The sequence below is a fragment of the Lentzea sp. HUAS12 genome (assembly GCF_024125735.1).
In the GTDB taxonomy this organism is placed as follows: domain Bacteria; phylum Actinomycetota; class Actinomycetes; order Mycobacteriales; family Pseudonocardiaceae; genus Lentzea; species Lentzea albida.
In genome coordinates this window covers 2,065,284-2,079,540 of sequence record NZ_CP099738.1, presented here as the reverse complement: position 1 = coordinate 2,079,540, position 14,257 = coordinate 2,065,284, and the positions used below count along the sequence as shown (strand labels likewise).

14 protein-coding genes are annotated in these 14,257 nt (G+C 71.9%); 9 read left to right on the top strand and 5 right to left on the bottom strand.

The features are described from left to right. The first annotated feature begins 14 nt into the window (after positions 1-14). Genes ND450_RS08825 through ND450_RS08805 form a run of 5 tightly spaced genes read left to right on the top strand, consistent with a single transcriptional unit; the run spans position 15 to position 6,089 of the window. Positions 15-1,256, top strand: coding sequence for a hypothetical protein (locus ND450_RS08825; protein ID WP_253325650.1), 1,242 nt, complete (start codon positions 15-17; stop codon positions 1,254-1,256). Further along, entirely contained in the window at positions 1,253-2,209 is a 957-nt protein-coding gene (locus tag ND450_RS08820) for a glutamate ABC transporter substrate-binding protein (RefSeq protein WP_253325649.1), read from the top strand. Before ND450_RS08825 ends, ND450_RS08820 begins: the two co-directional genes overlap by 4 nt. Positions 2,210-2,222: 13 nt before the next feature. Beyond that, positions 2,223-4,349: a serine/threonine-protein kinase gene (locus ND450_RS08815; RefSeq protein ID WP_253325648.1), complete on the top strand. Its 2,127-nt coding sequence runs from the start codon at positions 2,223-2,225 to the stop codon at positions 4,347-4,349. Further along, positions 4,349-5,317: a PP2C family serine/threonine-protein phosphatase gene (locus ND450_RS08810; RefSeq protein ID WP_089920870.1), complete on the top strand. Its 969-nt coding sequence runs from the start codon at positions 4,349-4,351 to the stop codon at positions 5,315-5,317. The genes ND450_RS08815 and ND450_RS08810 overlap by 1 nt, the downstream gene beginning before the upstream one ends. A 22-nt stretch (positions 5,318-5,339) precedes the next feature. Continuing rightward, positions 5,340-6,089: a dienelactone hydrolase family protein gene (locus tag ND450_RS08805; RefSeq protein WP_253325647.1), complete on the top strand. Its 750-nt coding sequence runs from the start codon at positions 5,340-5,342 to the stop codon at positions 6,087-6,089. On the opposite strand, the gene ND450_RS08800 is transcribed toward ND450_RS08805, so the two are convergent. Genes ND450_RS08800 through ND450_RS08790 form a run of 3 tightly spaced genes read right to left on the bottom strand, consistent with a single transcriptional unit; the run spans position 6,082 to position 8,943 of the window. Next, complete coding sequence (locus ND450_RS08800; protein ID WP_253325646.1) at positions 6,082-7,329, bottom strand: Clp protease N-terminal domain-containing protein; 1,248 nt, start codon at positions 7,327-7,329, stop codon at positions 6,082-6,084. The genes ND450_RS08805 and ND450_RS08800 overlap by 8 nt on opposite strands. Further along, a complete protein-coding gene (locus tag ND450_RS08795) occupies positions 7,319-8,596 on the bottom strand; it encodes a caspase domain-containing protein (RefSeq protein WP_253325645.1) in 1,278 nt (425 codons plus the stop codon). Before ND450_RS08795 ends, ND450_RS08800 begins: the two co-directional genes overlap by 11 nt. Before the next feature lie 5 nt (positions 8,597-8,601). Next, positions 8,602-8,943: a hypothetical protein gene (locus ND450_RS08790; RefSeq protein ID WP_253325644.1), complete on the bottom strand. Its 342-nt coding sequence runs from the start codon at positions 8,941-8,943 to the stop codon at positions 8,602-8,604. Positions 8,944-8,997: 54 nt separating this feature from the next. Here ND450_RS08790 and ND450_RS08785 point away from each other — a divergent pair, with 54 nt between their 5' ends. After that, complete coding sequence (locus ND450_RS08785) at positions 8,998-9,765, top strand: alpha/beta hydrolase (RefSeq protein ID WP_253325643.1); 768 nt, start codon at positions 8,998-9,000, stop codon at positions 9,763-9,765. Here ND450_RS08785 and ND450_RS08780 read toward each other — a convergent pair. Continuing rightward, on the bottom strand, positions 9,758-10,786 hold the full coding sequence (locus tag ND450_RS08780; protein WP_253325642.1) for a LacI family DNA-binding transcriptional regulator: 1,029 nt from the start codon (positions 10,784-10,786) through the stop codon (positions 9,758-9,760). The two genes, ND450_RS08785 and ND450_RS08780, sit on opposite strands and share 8 nt — an antisense overlap. Before the next feature lie 136 nt (positions 10,787-10,922). Here ND450_RS08780 and ND450_RS08775 point away from each other — a divergent pair, with 136 nt between their 5' ends. Genes ND450_RS08775 through ND450_RS08765 form a run of 3 tightly spaced genes read left to right on the top strand, consistent with a single transcriptional unit; the run spans position 10,923 to position 13,699 of the window. Next, a complete protein-coding gene (locus ND450_RS08775) occupies positions 10,923-11,936 on the top strand; it encodes a sugar ABC transporter substrate-binding protein (protein WP_253325641.1) in 1,014 nt (337 codons plus the stop codon). Between the two features lie 3 nt (positions 11,937-11,939). Beyond that, positions 11,940-12,938, top strand: coding sequence for an ABC transporter permease (locus tag ND450_RS08770; RefSeq protein WP_253325640.1), 999 nt, complete (start codon positions 11,940-11,942; stop codon positions 12,936-12,938). Further along, on the top strand, positions 12,935-13,699 hold the full coding sequence (locus ND450_RS08765) for an ATP-binding cassette domain-containing protein (protein WP_089926494.1): 765 nt from the start codon (positions 12,935-12,937) through the stop codon (positions 13,697-13,699). Before ND450_RS08770 ends, ND450_RS08765 begins: the two co-directional genes overlap by 4 nt. A 21-nt stretch (positions 13,700-13,720) precedes the next feature. On the opposite strand, the gene ND450_RS08760 is transcribed toward ND450_RS08765, so the two are convergent. Then, the gene (locus tag ND450_RS08760; RefSeq protein ID WP_253325639.1) at positions 13,721-14,257 is read right to left on the bottom strand and encodes a hypothetical protein; all 537 of its coding nucleotides are present in this window, start codon (positions 14,255-14,257) and stop codon (positions 13,721-13,723) included.

Sequence of the window (14,257 nt, the reverse complement as noted above, 5' to 3'; positions counted from 1 at the left end):
CGGGAGGCTCGCTCGTGGTGGTCGACTCGCAGCCGCGGCAGGCGCTGGTGCGCCGCGTCACCGGTCTGGCGCGGTCGACGCCGGGACGGCTCAGCCTCATCGTCGTGGTGCTGGTCGTGGCGAGCCTGGCGAGCGGCTGGCTGACGACGTGGAGCGTGAACCGGCAGGAGCGGGCGCTCGAGGACCTGGCGACGCGGTCGGAGCCCCTGGCGCACGCGGCGCAGGAGGTCTACCGGGCGTTGCAGGACGCCGACGCGACGGCGGCGAGCGCGTTCCTCTCGGGCGGCCTGGAGCCCTCCGAGCTGCGGGAACGCTACGAGGCCGACATCGCGCAGGCGCAGGCGGCGCTGTCGGTGGCGACGGCCACCTCGCCTGAGCTCACGGCGACGCTGGCCGCACAGCTGCCGGTGTACACGGGGCTGATCGAGACGGCGCGCACGAACAACCGGCAGGGCTTCCCCGTGGGCGCCGCGTATCTGCGTGAGGCGTCGGGGCTGATGCGCACGCAGCTGCTGCCGGCGGCGCAGGAGCTGTACCGGGCGGAGACCGGCCGGGTGGCGCGGGCGCAGGACGAGGCGAGCTTCCCGTGGGGCTCGGTGGCGGTGGCGCTGGCGTTCGTGATCGCGCTGGTGCTCACCCAGCGGTACCTGACGCGCAAGACGAACCGGCTGCTCAACGTCGGCCTGCTCGTGGCCACGGGGGCGGCGGCGCTGTCGTTGCTGTGGATGACGACGGTGTCGGTGCTGGTCATGAACGACGTGGCGGACTCGCGGGCGGCGTCGCAGAAGGTCGACGTGCTGGCGCAGGCGCGGATCGCGACGCTGACCGCCCGCGGCGAGGAGACGCTGACGCTGGTCGCGCGCGGTGCGGGGCAGACGTACGAGAAGAACTTCGTCGAGGTGTCCGAGCGGCTGGAAGGGCTGCTGGACCAGGCGATCAAGCTCGACGACACCGCGGCGGTCGACGAGGCGATGAAGCAGTTCCGGCAGTGGCAGCAGGTGCACCAGCGCATCCGCGAGGCCGACGACGCCGGGCAGTACACCGAGGCGGTGTCGTTGATCGGCAGCCCGTACTTCGACTCGCTGGACCAGGCGCTGGTGCGCGGGATCGGCGAGGCGCGGCAGGACTTCAGCGACGAGGTGGCGGTGGCGCGGGTGTCGCTGTCGGGCACGGCGGTCGGGGTGCTGGTGCTCGCGGTGGTCGGTGCGGCGGGCGCGGCGATGGGGTTGTGGCAGCGGCTCAAGGAGTACAGGTGAGGCGACTGGCGCTGGCAGCGGTGCTGCTGCTCGGGGCGTGTGCGGCGGGACCGGCGCCCAGCGAGGTCGTGCCGCGATCGGCCCCGGCCCCGCAGCCGGCGAACGCGAGCACGGTGTCGGCGGCGCCGAGCAGCCAGGCGAACCCGCCGCCCTCGTGCGACGCGACGGCGAGTCTGCGGCCCGGCGCGCTGCCGCAGCCCGGGCAGATGCCGGACGGCTCCACGATGGCGAGGATCGCGCAACGCGGCCGCCTGATCGCCGGGGTGGACCAGAACTCGTACCTGATGGGGTTCCGCAACTCGTTCACCGGCGAGATCGAGGGCTTCGACGTCGACGTGGCGCGGCAGATCGCGAAGGCCGTGTTCGGCGACGAGAAGAAGGTGCAGTTCAAGGTGGTGACGGCGGCGGAGCGGATCCCGATGCTGCAGAGCGGCGCGGTCGACGTCGTGGTCCGCACGATGACGATCACGTGTGACCGGCTCAGGGACGTGGACTTCTCGCAGGTCTACTACCAGGCCGGGCAGCGGGTGCTGGTGCGCCGCAACTCCGGGATCACCGGTGTGGAGGGCCTCGCGGACAAGCGGGTGTGCGTGGCGTCGGGGTCGACGTCGCTGAACAACGTCGTGAACAGGGCGAAGACGACGGTGAGCGTGCCGAACTGGACGGACTGCCTGGTGATGCTGCAACAGGGGCAGACGGACGCGATCTCGACCGACGACACGATCCTCGCGGGCCTCGCGGCGCAGGACCCGTACACCGAGGTGGTGGGGTCGCGGTTCACCGACGAGTCCTACGGGGTGGGGGTCCCGAAGGGCCAGGAGGACCTCGTCCGGTTCGTCAACGGCGTGCTGGAGCGGATGCGCACCGACGGCACGTGGCGCGGGATCTACGTGCGGTGGCTGACACCGCTGGGTCCGGCACCGACGCCGCCGGTCGCGCGTTATCGGGACTGAAAGGGGGGCCTCGATGAGTGACGAGTTGCCGGAGACAGGGCCGTCGACGGCGCCGGGCACCGCGCCCTGGTCGGCGTCGCAGGAGGTGACGCGGTCGGCGTCGGCACGGGCGCGCCGCGGCAGTGCGCGGTCGATGAGCCGCGGCCGGCTCGGCGCGGGCCTGGTCGAGGTGCCCCGGATCCCCTACCGCGACCCGAAGACCGCGGTGCTGGAGAACCCCGAGGTCCCGGAGGCGAAGCGGTTCTGCTCGAAGTGCGGCAAGAAGGTCGGGCGGGCCAAGGACGGCAAGCAGGGCCGGGTGGAGGGGTTCTGCCCGCAGTGCGGGCACGCCTACTCGTTCACGCCGAAGCTCGAACCGGGTGAGGTGCTGCACGACCAGTACGAGGTGCTGGGGTGCCTGGCGCACGGCGGCCTGGGCTGGCTGTACCTGGCGCTGGACCACGCGGTGAGCGACCGGTGGGTGGTGCTGAAAGGCCTGCTCGACTCGGGTGACGCCGACGCGATGGCGGCGGCGCTCGCGGAGCGGCGGTTCCTCGCCGAGGTCGAGCACCCGAACATCGTGAAGATCCACAACTTCATCCGGCACGAGAGCCGCGTGAGCGAGAAGCTCGTCGAGTACATCGTGATGGAGTACGTCGGCGGCGAGTCGATCAAGGACATGATCACGCACCGGCGCCGGGAGGGCCGCGGCGACGAGGCGCTGCCGCTCGCGCAGGCCATCGCCTACGTGCTGGAGATCCTGCCCGCAGTCGGCTACCTGCACGGCGTGGGCCTGCTGTACTGCGACTTCAAGCCCGACAACATGATCCACACCGAGGAGCAGCTCAAGCTGATCGACCTGGGCGCGGTGCGGCGCATCGACGACCACCACTCCCCCATCTACGGCACGGTCGGCTACCAAGCGCCGGAGATCGGCACGATCGGGCCGTCGGTGTTCTCCGACATCTACACGGTCGGGCGCGCGCTGGCGGTGATGAGCTTCCCGTTCGACTTCCGCGGCACCTGCAAGGACCGGCTGCCGACGGTGGACGAGGAGCCGCTGCTGGGCCGGTTCACCTCGTTCCACCGGCTGCTGCTGCGCGCGACGAACCCGAACCCGGAGCTGCGGTTCTCCTCGGCCGAGGACATGGCCGAGCAGCTCACCGGGGTGCTGCGCGAGGTGCTGGCGATCGAGGACGGCGTGCCGAGGCCGGGGCTGTCGCGGCAGTTCACGCCGGAACGCCGCCGGTTCGGCGTGGAGGGCGCCCTGGACCTGCGCGAGGTCGCGGTCGCGTTGCCCGCGCCGTCGGTGAACACCTCCGACGCCGCGGCGTCGTGGCTCGCGACGGCGACGACGTCGGACCCGGCGGGCCTGCGCAAGGCACCGGAGCTGACGGTGGAGGTGCGGCTGCGGATCGTGCGGGTGCTGATCGAGTCCGGCGACACCGAGGCGGCGCTGCTCGAGCTGGGGACGCTGACGGCGCCGTCGATGTTCGACGAGCCGGAGCTCGACCCCGCCGAGGACTGGCGGCCCGACTGGTACCGGGGTCTCGCGGCGCTGGTCGACGGACGGGCGCAGGACGCGCTGGGCTTCTTCGACGCGGTCTGCTCGGCGATCCCGGGCGAGGCCGCGCCCAAGCTCGCGCTGGGCGTGTGCGCGGAGGCCGTCGGCGACCTCAAGGGCGCGGTCGGCTGGTACGAGCTGGTGTGGCGCACCGACCACGCGTACGTGTCGGCGGCGTTCGGGCTGGCGCGGGTGCTGCTGGAGTGCGGGGACCGGGCGCGGGCCGTCGAGGTGCTGCTGTCGGTGCCCGACACGTCGTCGCAACATCTGCCGGCGCAGATCGCGGCGGTGCGCGCGCAGCTCGGCGACTGCGCTGCCGAGGACCTCGTCGCGGCCGGGGAACGGTTGCGCGCCTTGGACATCGACGTGCATTCGCGCACGCAGCTGTCGGCGGAGGTGCTGGAGGCGGCGTACGACTACGTGACCCGCAATCAGGCCGCCGAGGGCCAGGTGCTGGACTGTGCACTCTCCGAACACGAACTTCGGCTGGGTCTGGAGCGTCGCTACCGCACGCTGGCCCGGTTCGCGGCCACGCCGGAGGAACGGATCGCATTGGTGGACCGCGCGAACGCGGTAAGGCCTAGGACGTTGGTTTGATGGACACCCTGAAGTGCCCGGAGTGCTTCGCGCCCGTCGCGGCGGAGGACCGGTTCTGCGAGGCGTGCGGACGCAACCTGCTGGTCCGCCGCACGCCGCTGGGCGGACCGACCGGTCCCGCGCAGGCCTCGTGCATCCTGTGCGGGTCGCCGGACATCGATGACGAGGACTACTGCACCCAGTGCGGCCGGCACCAGCCGTCGGCGCGCGACCGGGTCGAGTACGCGCTCGGCGCGGTGTCCGGGGTGAGCGACCGCGGCAAGCGGCGGGCCCGCAACGAGGACTCGATGGCGTTCGGCCACGTCGCGGGCAAGGGTGTCGCCGCCGTCGTCTGCGACGGCGTGGCCTCTTCCGAACGCGCCGAGCAGGCCTCGCAGGCCGCCGCCGACGCCGCCGTGGACGTGCTGCTCAACGCCCTGATCGACACCGCGGATCCCGAACAGGCCATGGTGGACGCGGTCGCCGCGTCCTGCTCGGCTGTGGAGAAGCTGGTGGAGGACGAGCCGCTGGAACCGGGCGGCCGGGGCGTCGCCCCGTCGTGCACGTTCGTCTCCGCGCTGGTCACGGAGTCGTCGGTGACGATCGGCTGGGTCGGCGACTCGCGCGCCTACTGGCTGTCGGACGAGGGCTCGAAGCAGCTCACCGCGGACGACACGTGGGCGGCGCAGCTGGTCGCCGAGGGCGTGCTGACCGAGGAGCAGGCCCGCACGGACCGCCGCGCGCACGTGCTGTCGCGGTGGATCGGCGCGGACGCGGGCCAGGTGGTGCCGCAGGTCGTGACGCTGCAGCCGACCTCGCCCGGCGTGTTCCTGCTGTGCTCGGACGGCCTGCACAACTACAAGCCCGAGCCCGAGGACCTGCAGCCGCTGCTGCCGTGCGGGCCGGAGGAGTTCGTGAAGGTCGCGCTGGACGCGGGCGGTCACGACAACATCACCGTCGTGCTGGTGCCGTTCGCACCGGCGTCGTAGTCGATCCGGAAGGACCCTGTTGATGCCCGGCACCACCGTGGACGTGACCACCGAGGACGGCACCGCGGACGCCTACCTGGCGCGTCCCGGCGGCGACGGCCCGTTCCCCGCGGTCCTGTTCTACATGGACGCCTTCGGTCTGCGCCCGCACCTGGAGAAGATGGCCGACCGCCTCGCCGAGGCCGGCTACGTGGTGCTGGTGCCCAGCGTCTTCTACCGCGCGGGCCGCTCCCCGGTGTTCGACCTGCCGGAGTTCATCGACCCGGCGGCCCGGCCCGGCCTGTTCGAGAAGATCGGGCCGCTGATGCGGTCGCTGACGCCGGAGGCGTTGATGAACGACGCCGGCGCGTACCTGCGTTTCCTGGCCGACTCGCCGCTCACGACGGACGGCCCGGTGGGCATCACGGGCTACTGCATGGGCGCGGGCCTGGCGTTGCGCACGGCGGGCACCTACCCGGACCGGGTGGCGGCCGCGGCCGGGTTCCACGGCGCGTACCTGGCGTCGGAGGCGGACGACAGCCCGCACCTGCTGGCCGGGAAGGTCACGGCGGAGCTGTACTTCGCGCACGCCGACCAGGACGCCGCCATGCCGCCGGAGCAGGTCGAGCGGCTGGAGAAGGCGCTGACCGAGGCCGGTGTGACGCACCGGTGCGAGGTGTACGCGGGCGCGCACCACGGCTACACGCAGGCCGACACCGCCGCCTACAACGCGGAGGCGGCGGAGCGGCACTGGACGGAGCTGCTGGCGCTGTTCTCCCGCACGCTCAGCTGATCATCCACACGTCCGCGTCGGAGCGCGCGAAGGGGTCGGGCACCGCCGATGTGCGCGTGGTGGTGCGGGGCGGCGGGAGGTACGACTCCGCGAGGACGTCGTCCAGCACACCGGTGACGGTCGTCTCGGTGACGGTGACCGGCCCGTCCGGTGCGGCGCCGAGCGGGTGGCTGCGGGCGCAGACCTCGTCGAGCAGGTCGATCGCGCTGCCCGGCAGCGGGCTCGTGGTGACGCGGAGCCGGGCGGAGTGCACCACCTGCGCCAGGGCCCCGTCGGTGATCGACAGTCCGTGATGGCTCTGCATGCGGTCGCGCAGGCCGTGCAGCACCTCCAGGGCGGTGGCCTCGTCCATCTCCGCGACCGGAATGGGTTGCAACCACCGTGCCAGGGCCGGGTCCAGTGCGGCGAACGACTCCGGGGTGGCGATGCTGAGGACCTGCCACCGGCCGCTGGTGATCGCGTTGACGAGGTGGGCTCCGGCGTCGCGCAGGTCGTCCACGTACAGGATGGACCGCGGCGGTATTCCGGCGGTCTCCTGACCGGTGAGCCGGTGCACCCGTCTGTCCCGGAGCACCGGCGTCACCTGGCCCGCGGCCAACGCCTCGGCGAAGCCCGCGACGACGCTCTTGCGGCCGACGCCGGGTTCGCCGATCAGCACGGGGTTGTTGCGGTGCTGCCTGCTCAGGGTCCGCGCGACGCGCTGGATCTCCCGCTGCCTGCCGCACACGCGCGGGATCGCGGGTCCGAACGCGGCGTCGAGGGCGGCTTCGAGACCGGAGCCGCTGGACACCTGGACGGTGATCGCGCCGGCGGACGGGGCGGCCATCGTGCGCAGCGTGTGCAGGCCGGGGCAGCCGAGTCCGGTGAGGACCTGTGCGGCGGCGTTCTGCTGGTCGCGGACGATGCCGAGCAGGACGTGCTCCGGTCCGGCGCGGTCGCGCACCGCCCTGCGGGCCTCGTCGAGGGCGCAGTGCAGCACCTCCTCGCACCGTGAGGTGAAGGGCAGCCGCCCCGCGCGGGAGGCTCGCCCGTGCCCTGCCGCGCGGTCCAGTGCCGTGCGGGCGGCCTCCACCGTGACCTGCATCCGCGCGAGGACCGAGAGCGTGAAGCCGTCCCTCTCGCTGATCAGCGCGAGCAGCAGGTGTTCCGGGCCGACGAAGACCTGGCGTCGTCGTCGAGCCTCCTGCTGGGCGGCGTCGAGGACCTGGCGGGCGCGGTCGTCGAACAGGTCAGGTTCCATCGCGTGCCTCGTCGTCGGTGAGCAGGGCGAGGTCCTGCCGGACGCGGATGGCTGTCAGCCTGTCGCAGTCCGCGCGGGAGGCCAGTTCGGTGAGCAGCGAGATCGCTTCGTCGGTCGCACCGGTCATCGCGGCCGCGCGGGCGAGCAGGTGCTGGGTGCGCAGGGTCTCGTCGTGGTCGGGACCGAGGACCCGGCGCCGGTCGGGCAGCAGGGTCCGCAGGCCGCGCAGGGCTTCGCCGGTGCGTCCCAGGGCGAGCAGGGTCGCCGCGATGAACTGCCGGGTGCGCAGGGTGTCGGCGACGGGCGCGGGGTGCTCCAGCATCGTGCGCAACGAGGACAGGGCCTGTTCCGGATCGCCCGACGCGCCGACCGCGAGTGCGAGGTGCTGGCCCGTGCGCAGGCAGGTCACGTGGTCGTCGCCGTGCAGCGCGCGTTGGGTGGCGAGCAGTGCGCGCAGCTCGTGCAGCACCGTGGCGTACCCGTTGGTGCGTGCGCGGTGCACGAGGGTCGCGAACTCCTCATCCAGCGCTTCCGGGGTGGCCCGGGCCGCCCTGTTCGGGGCGATGCGGAACCGGTCGGCGGTGTAGGTACCGCGTTTCTGCGGCCGCGGCAGGCCTTCGCTGTTCATGACGGCGGTGAGCTGCCGGTAGAGGTCGTCGATCGTCAGGTGGTCGGCTCCGCCGGGGATGCCGCGTTCCAGCACGCGCAGCAGGCGGCCGGTGAAGGCGGTGTGCGGTTCGCCGGGCAGGACGAGGGCGACCTGGTCGCGCTGGGCGGAGGTGAGCAGGTAGGTGCCGTCGATGTCGAGCTGGCCCAGGACGGCGGTGACGGGGTCGGCCATCGGTTCGCCCATGGCGCGGCCGGAGTAGCAGCAGTCCAGCACCACGATCTTGGTCTTGGCGGTGCTGTCGAGGACGCGGTCGCGCAGCGACACGTAGGACAGGGACCCGAAGGCGGGGTCGTCGGGGTCGCTGTCGCGCATGCCGAGGTAGAGCTCGTGGCGGCGGCCGACGATGCCGTGGCCGACGTAGTAGACGACCAGCAGGTCCTCGGCACCGGACATGGCCGTGGTGAGCTCGCGGCCGAGGACGGGCATCGAGGAGGCGTCGCGCAGGACGGTGCAGTCGCCGGGGGCGGCGAGCCCGGTGGCGGGGTCGGTGAAGACGCGGCGCAGGTCGTCGAGGCATCGCCCCACGACGGGGATGGGCGGGAGGCGGTCGTCGGTGTACTGGGAGGTGCCGAGCAGGACGACCTTCGTGCCGGCCACGACGGTCAGTCCTTGTCGAGGATCCGGGCCAGCATCGCTTCCACGTCGGCCGCGGCGACGCGGTCGGCGTCGATCTCGGCGGTGACCTCGCCCTCCACGGTGCGGCGCACGGAGATCTTGACCTTGGAACGGCGTGGTTGCTGCAGGAAGCCGCGCAGGGTGGCGATCAGCACGGTCAGGGCGCCGCCGCTGCCCACGGAGATGACGAGGGCGTCGCTGAGGGCGCCGAGCTCGCCGGGGCGTGGTGTGGCGCTGTGCTTGCGCACGGCGATCTCCGGGTCGCCGTCGAGCCAGGTGTGCAGGGATTCGAGGTCGGCGGGGTCGTCGGTCGAGAGTACGAGGTGCACAGCCCTTGAGTCGGTGCTCTGTCACCTTCTGTTACCAGGCCTCATGATGGCCTCATGCGCAGGGCGGTGTTGATCGCGGTCGCGGTGGTTGTCACCATCGTCGCCGTGGTCTTCACCTTCCAGCGCAAGCTCGTGTACTTCCCCGAACCCGGCCCGCTGCCCTCGGCGGACGAGGCGATGCCCGGCGGCCGGGACGTCCGGCTGGTCACGGCGGACGGCCTGATGCTCGACGGCTGGCACTTCGAACTGCCCGAGGCACCGGCGACGGTCATCGTGTTCCCCGGCAACGGCGGCAACCGGTCCGGGCGGCTGTCGCTCGCGCGGGGGCTGACGGCGCGCGGGTTGTCGGTGCTGCTGTTCGACTACCGCGGCTACGGCGGCAACCCGGGCACGCCGTCGGAGGAGGGCCTGACCTACGACGCGCGGGCGGCGCTGGACCTGATCGACGGGCCGGTCGTGTACTTCGGCGAGTCGCTGGGGGCGGCGGTGGCGGCGGAGCTCGCGACGTTCCGGGCGCCGAAGGGCCTGGTGCTGCGGTCGCCGTTCACGTCGCTGGCGGCGGTCGGGTCGCACCACTACCCGTGGCTTCCGGTGCGGATGTTGTTGCAGGACAAGTACCCGGTGGTGGAGCGGGTGTCCGCTGTGGACGTCCCGACCGTGGTGGTGCTGGGCACGCGGGACTCGGTCGTGCCCGCCGCGCAGAGCCGCGAGGTGGCGACGGCGGCACGGGCGACGCTGGTCGAGATCGCGGACGCGGACCACAACGACGAGGTGCTGAACTCGGGGCCGCGGGTGGTCGACGCGATCGTGTCGGTCAGCTAGGCGCGATCTCGCCGGAGCCGCGGTGCACGAGCGCCGAGGGGACGACGGCGTGCACTGGTGGTGAGGTGTCGCCGTCGATGCGGGCCAGGACGAGGTCAGCGGCTTTGCGGCCGAGGCCGGGGACGTCCTGGCGCACGACGGTGATGCCGGGGTCGAGCAGGTCGGCGAGCGGGAAGTCGTCGAAGCCGATGACGGCGACGCGGTGGTGCAGGCCGCGCTCGCGCAGCACGCGCTGGGCGCCGACGGTGACGAGGTTCTGGGCGGTGAACAGCGCGGTGGGCGGCCGGTCGAGGTCGAGCAGCGCGGTGGTGGCGGCCGCGGCGAGGTCCTCGCCGTGCAGGTCGGTGCGCACGAGTTCGCCGCGCAACGGCACTCCGGCGTGCGCGAGGCCCTCCACGTAGCCGGCGTAGCGCTCCTGGCTGGTCCACAGGGTGCGGCGGTCGCCGAGGAACGCGATGTCGCGGTGGCCGAGCGCGGCCAGGTGCCCGACGGCGTCGCGGGAGCTGGCGCGGTTGGTGGTGGTGACGCAGTCGGTGGCGCCGAAGGTGGGCGGCCGGTCGACGAGCACCATCGGGGTGCCGCGTTCGCGTTCGTGCTGCAGGGCGTCCTGGTGGCCGCCGGCGGCCATGACGACGAGGCCGTCGACGCGGCGCGCGGACAGCGAGACGAGCAGTTCGCGTTGCTGGGTGTGGTCGTCCTCGCTGCTGCCGGCGAGGACGAGGACGCTGCTGTGGCGGGCGCGGTCCTCGACGGCGCGCAGCAGGGCCGCGTCGAAGGGGTTGGAGAGGTCTTCGAACAGCACGCCGATGGTGGCGCTGCGGCGGTCGGAGCGGCGCAGGCTGCTGGCGGTGAGGTTGGGCCGGTAGCCCAGGGTGCGGGCGGCGTCGCGGACGCGTTCGGTGACCTCGGCCCCGGCACCGGGCAGGCCGTTGATCACCCGCGACACGGTCTTGGTGCTGACCTTCGCGAGCGCGGCGACATCGCGCATGGTGGGTTCGCGTCTGCCCGCTGCGGGGTCCATGGCCACGTCCTTTGGACTCTTGCGTCAACGATGACGTAAACGGTATACCCGATTGAGTCCACACGTAGCTGCTCTTCCGTTACTCACGGTGAGACTGCGGAGTGCTGGTTACGTCAACGTTGACGTAGGAGTTGTCATGCGCAGAACGGTCGGGGTTGTCAGCGCAGCGGCGTTGCTCGTGCTCACCGCGTGCGGAGGTGGTGGCTCGTCCGGCGGCGGGTCGACACTGGTCGGGCTGGTCACGAAGACGGACACGAACCCGTTCTTCGTGAAGATGAAAGAGGGCGCGCAGCAGGCTGCGTCGTCGTCGGGCGCGACGGTGCAGTCGTTCGCGGGCAAGCAGGACGGCGACAACCAGACGCAGGTCGACGCGATCGAGAACCTGATCGCCTCGGGCGCGAAGGGCATTCTGATCACGCCGAGCGACTCGAAGGCGATCGTGCCGTCGGTGGACAAGGCGCGGGCGGCGGGCCTGCTGGTGATCGCCCTGGACACGCAGCTGGAACCCGCGAACGCCGCCGACGCGACGTTCGCGACCGACAACTACAAGGCCGGGCTGCTGATCGGGCAGTGGGCGAAGGCGAAGTTCGCGAAGGAGGGCAAGCAGGCCAAGATCGCGCTGCTGGACCTCAACCCGAACCAGGTGTCGGTGGACGTGCAGCGCGACCAGGGGTTCCTGGAGGGCTTCGGCGTCGATGTGAAGGACAAGAACCGCATCGGTGACGAGTCCGATCCCCGGATCGTGGGACACGATGTGACCGACGGTGACCCCGCGGGTGGGCGCACGGCGATGGAAAACCTGCTGCAGAAGGACCCGGCGATCAACCTCGTGTACACGATCAACGAGCCGGCCGCGGCGGGCGCGTACGAAGCGTTGAAGGCGGCGGGCAAGGAGAAGGACGTCGTGATCGTGTCGGTCGACGGCGGCTGTCCGGGCGTGAACAACGTCAAGGCCGGGGTGATCGGGGCGACGTCGCAGCAGTACCCGCTGAAGATGGCGCAGCTCGGCGTGGAAGCGGTCACGAAGTTCGCGAAGGACGGCTCGAAGCCGCAGAACACCGACACCGGCGTCACGCTCATCACCGACCAGCCCGCCGACGGAGTGGAGTCCAAGGACTCGGCGTTCGGCCTGCAGAACTGCTGGGGCTGAGCCATGACCGTGGTGGAGGAACGGGACCGGTCCGTCCTGACACGCGTGCAGCACCTGCTGCACGCGCAGGCCACGATCGGCCCGGCGGTGGTGCTGCTGGTGTCGGTGGTGGTGTTCGCCCTGTTGTCGGACAGGTTCCTGACGCCGGGCAACATCTCGCTGGTGCTGCAGCAGGTCGCGGTGGTCGGCACGCTCGCGGTGGGGCAGACGATCGTGATCCTGACGGCGGGCATCGACCTGTCGTGCGGGGCGATCATGGTGCTGACGTCGATCGTGATGGCGAAGGTCGCGGCGGAGACGGGCCTGCCCGGGCTGCCGGCGCTGCTGCTCGGGTTCCTGGTCGGCACGCTGTGCGGGCTGCTCAACGGCCTGCTGGTGACGCGGCTGAAGCTGCCGCCGTTCATCGTCACGCTGGGCACGCTCAACGTGTTCTTCGCGCTGAACCTCTGGTACTCGGGCAGCGCGACGATCCGCGGCACGGACATGCCGTCGTTGCTGCTGTGGACGGGGCAGACGTTCACGGTCGGCGGCACGCGCATCACCTACGGCTCGATCCTGCTGGTGCTGCTGGTGGCGGTGATGGCGTTCGTGCTGAAGAACACCGCGTGGGGCCGGCACGTGTACTCGACCGGCGACGACCTGGAGGCCTCGCGCCTGTCCGGGATCCGCACCGCGCGGGTGCTGCTGAGCGTGTACGCGACGGCGGGGTTGATCTACGCGGTGGCGGCGTGGACGTTGATCGGCCGGATCGCGTCGGCGAGTCCGCAGGCGGGGCAGACCGACAACCTGGACTCCATCACGGCCGTCGTGATCGGCGGGACGTCGCTGTTCGGCGGCCGCGGCGCGGTGGTGGGGTCGCTGATCGGCGCGTTGATCGTCGGCGTGTTCCGCAACGGCCTCGCGCTGGCCGGTGTGGACGTGCTGTGGCAGACCATGGCGGTCGGCGTGCTGATCATCGTCGCGGTGTCGCTGGACCAGTGGATCAGGAAGGTGAAGGCATGACCACCCCGATCCTGCAGGCCACAGGCCTGGTCAAGCGGTACGGCAAGGTGACGGCGCTGGCCGGGTCGGACCTGGAGCTGTTGCCGGGCGAGGTCCTCGCGGTGATCGGCGACAACGGCGCCGGCAAGTCGTCGCTGATCAAGGCCCTGTCCGGGGCGGTGATCCCGGACGAGGGCGAGATCCTGCTCGACGGGCGGCCGGTGTCGTTCCCGAGCCCGCTGGACGCGCGCCGGGCGGGCATCGAGACGGTGCACCAGTCACTGGCGGTCGCGCCGTCGCTCGACATCGCCGCGAACCTGTTCCTGGGCCGCGAACGACGCCGTCCCGGCGTGCTGGGCTCGGTGTTCCGCATGCTCGACCGCACGGGCATGCGGGAGGAGGCGCGCCGCCAGCTCGACGCGCTGGGGATCATGACGATCCAGAACCCCGGCCAGGCCGTGGAGACCCTCTCGGGCGGTCAGCGCCAGGCGGTCGCGGTGGCGCGCGCGGCGGCGTTCGGCAGCCGGGTGGTGATCATGGACGAGCCGACCGCCGCACTGGGCGTGCGGGAGTCCCGCGCGGTGCTGGACCTGATCCTGCAGGTCCGCGACCGGGGTCTGCCGGTGATCCTGATCAGCCACAACATGCCGCACGTGTTCGAGGTCGCCGACCGCATCCACATCCAGCGCCTGGGCCGCCGCAAGGCGGTGGTGGACCCGAAGTCGGTGTCGATGTCGGACGCGGTGGCGATCATGACCGGCGCGCTGGAGCCCCCCGCCTGAGGTGCTCCGGTGGTCCGCGGCCTACCGGAGCAGGTCGCGGACCACCGACTCCAGCGGCGCGATGAGGTGGGGTGAGGCCATGAGCTCTTCCGAGAGCAGCACCGTGTCCGTGCCGACGCGCCGCCAGAACTCGCCCTCAACGGGGATCTCGATGAGGCTCAGCGAGAACACCGGTTCGCGGCCGAGTTCCCCGGTGAGCTGCGCGACGACCTCGCGGAGCACCGCGGAGAGGTTCTCCCTGGCCTTCGGGGCGACGTCGGGGACGTGGGGCCGCCAGTTCTCGTAGGCGGCCCGGACCTCACCGGGCAGCCCGACCGGCCAGCGGCTGGGCACGTGTTGCGCGCCGCGGGCGAGGAACGACTGGCTCCACCACCGGTCCCACGCCGACCCGAAGGTCTCGGGCACGTACACGTCGTGCACGCGCGGCACCGGCGGGCTCAGGCGCGGGATCGAGTCGGCGGTGGGGGTGCTGATGCCGAGCGCGTCACGGACGTAGAGCGCGAACGTGTCCCCGTCGCCGCTCGACACCTGCCACGTGGAATCCCCGGGGAAGCGCAT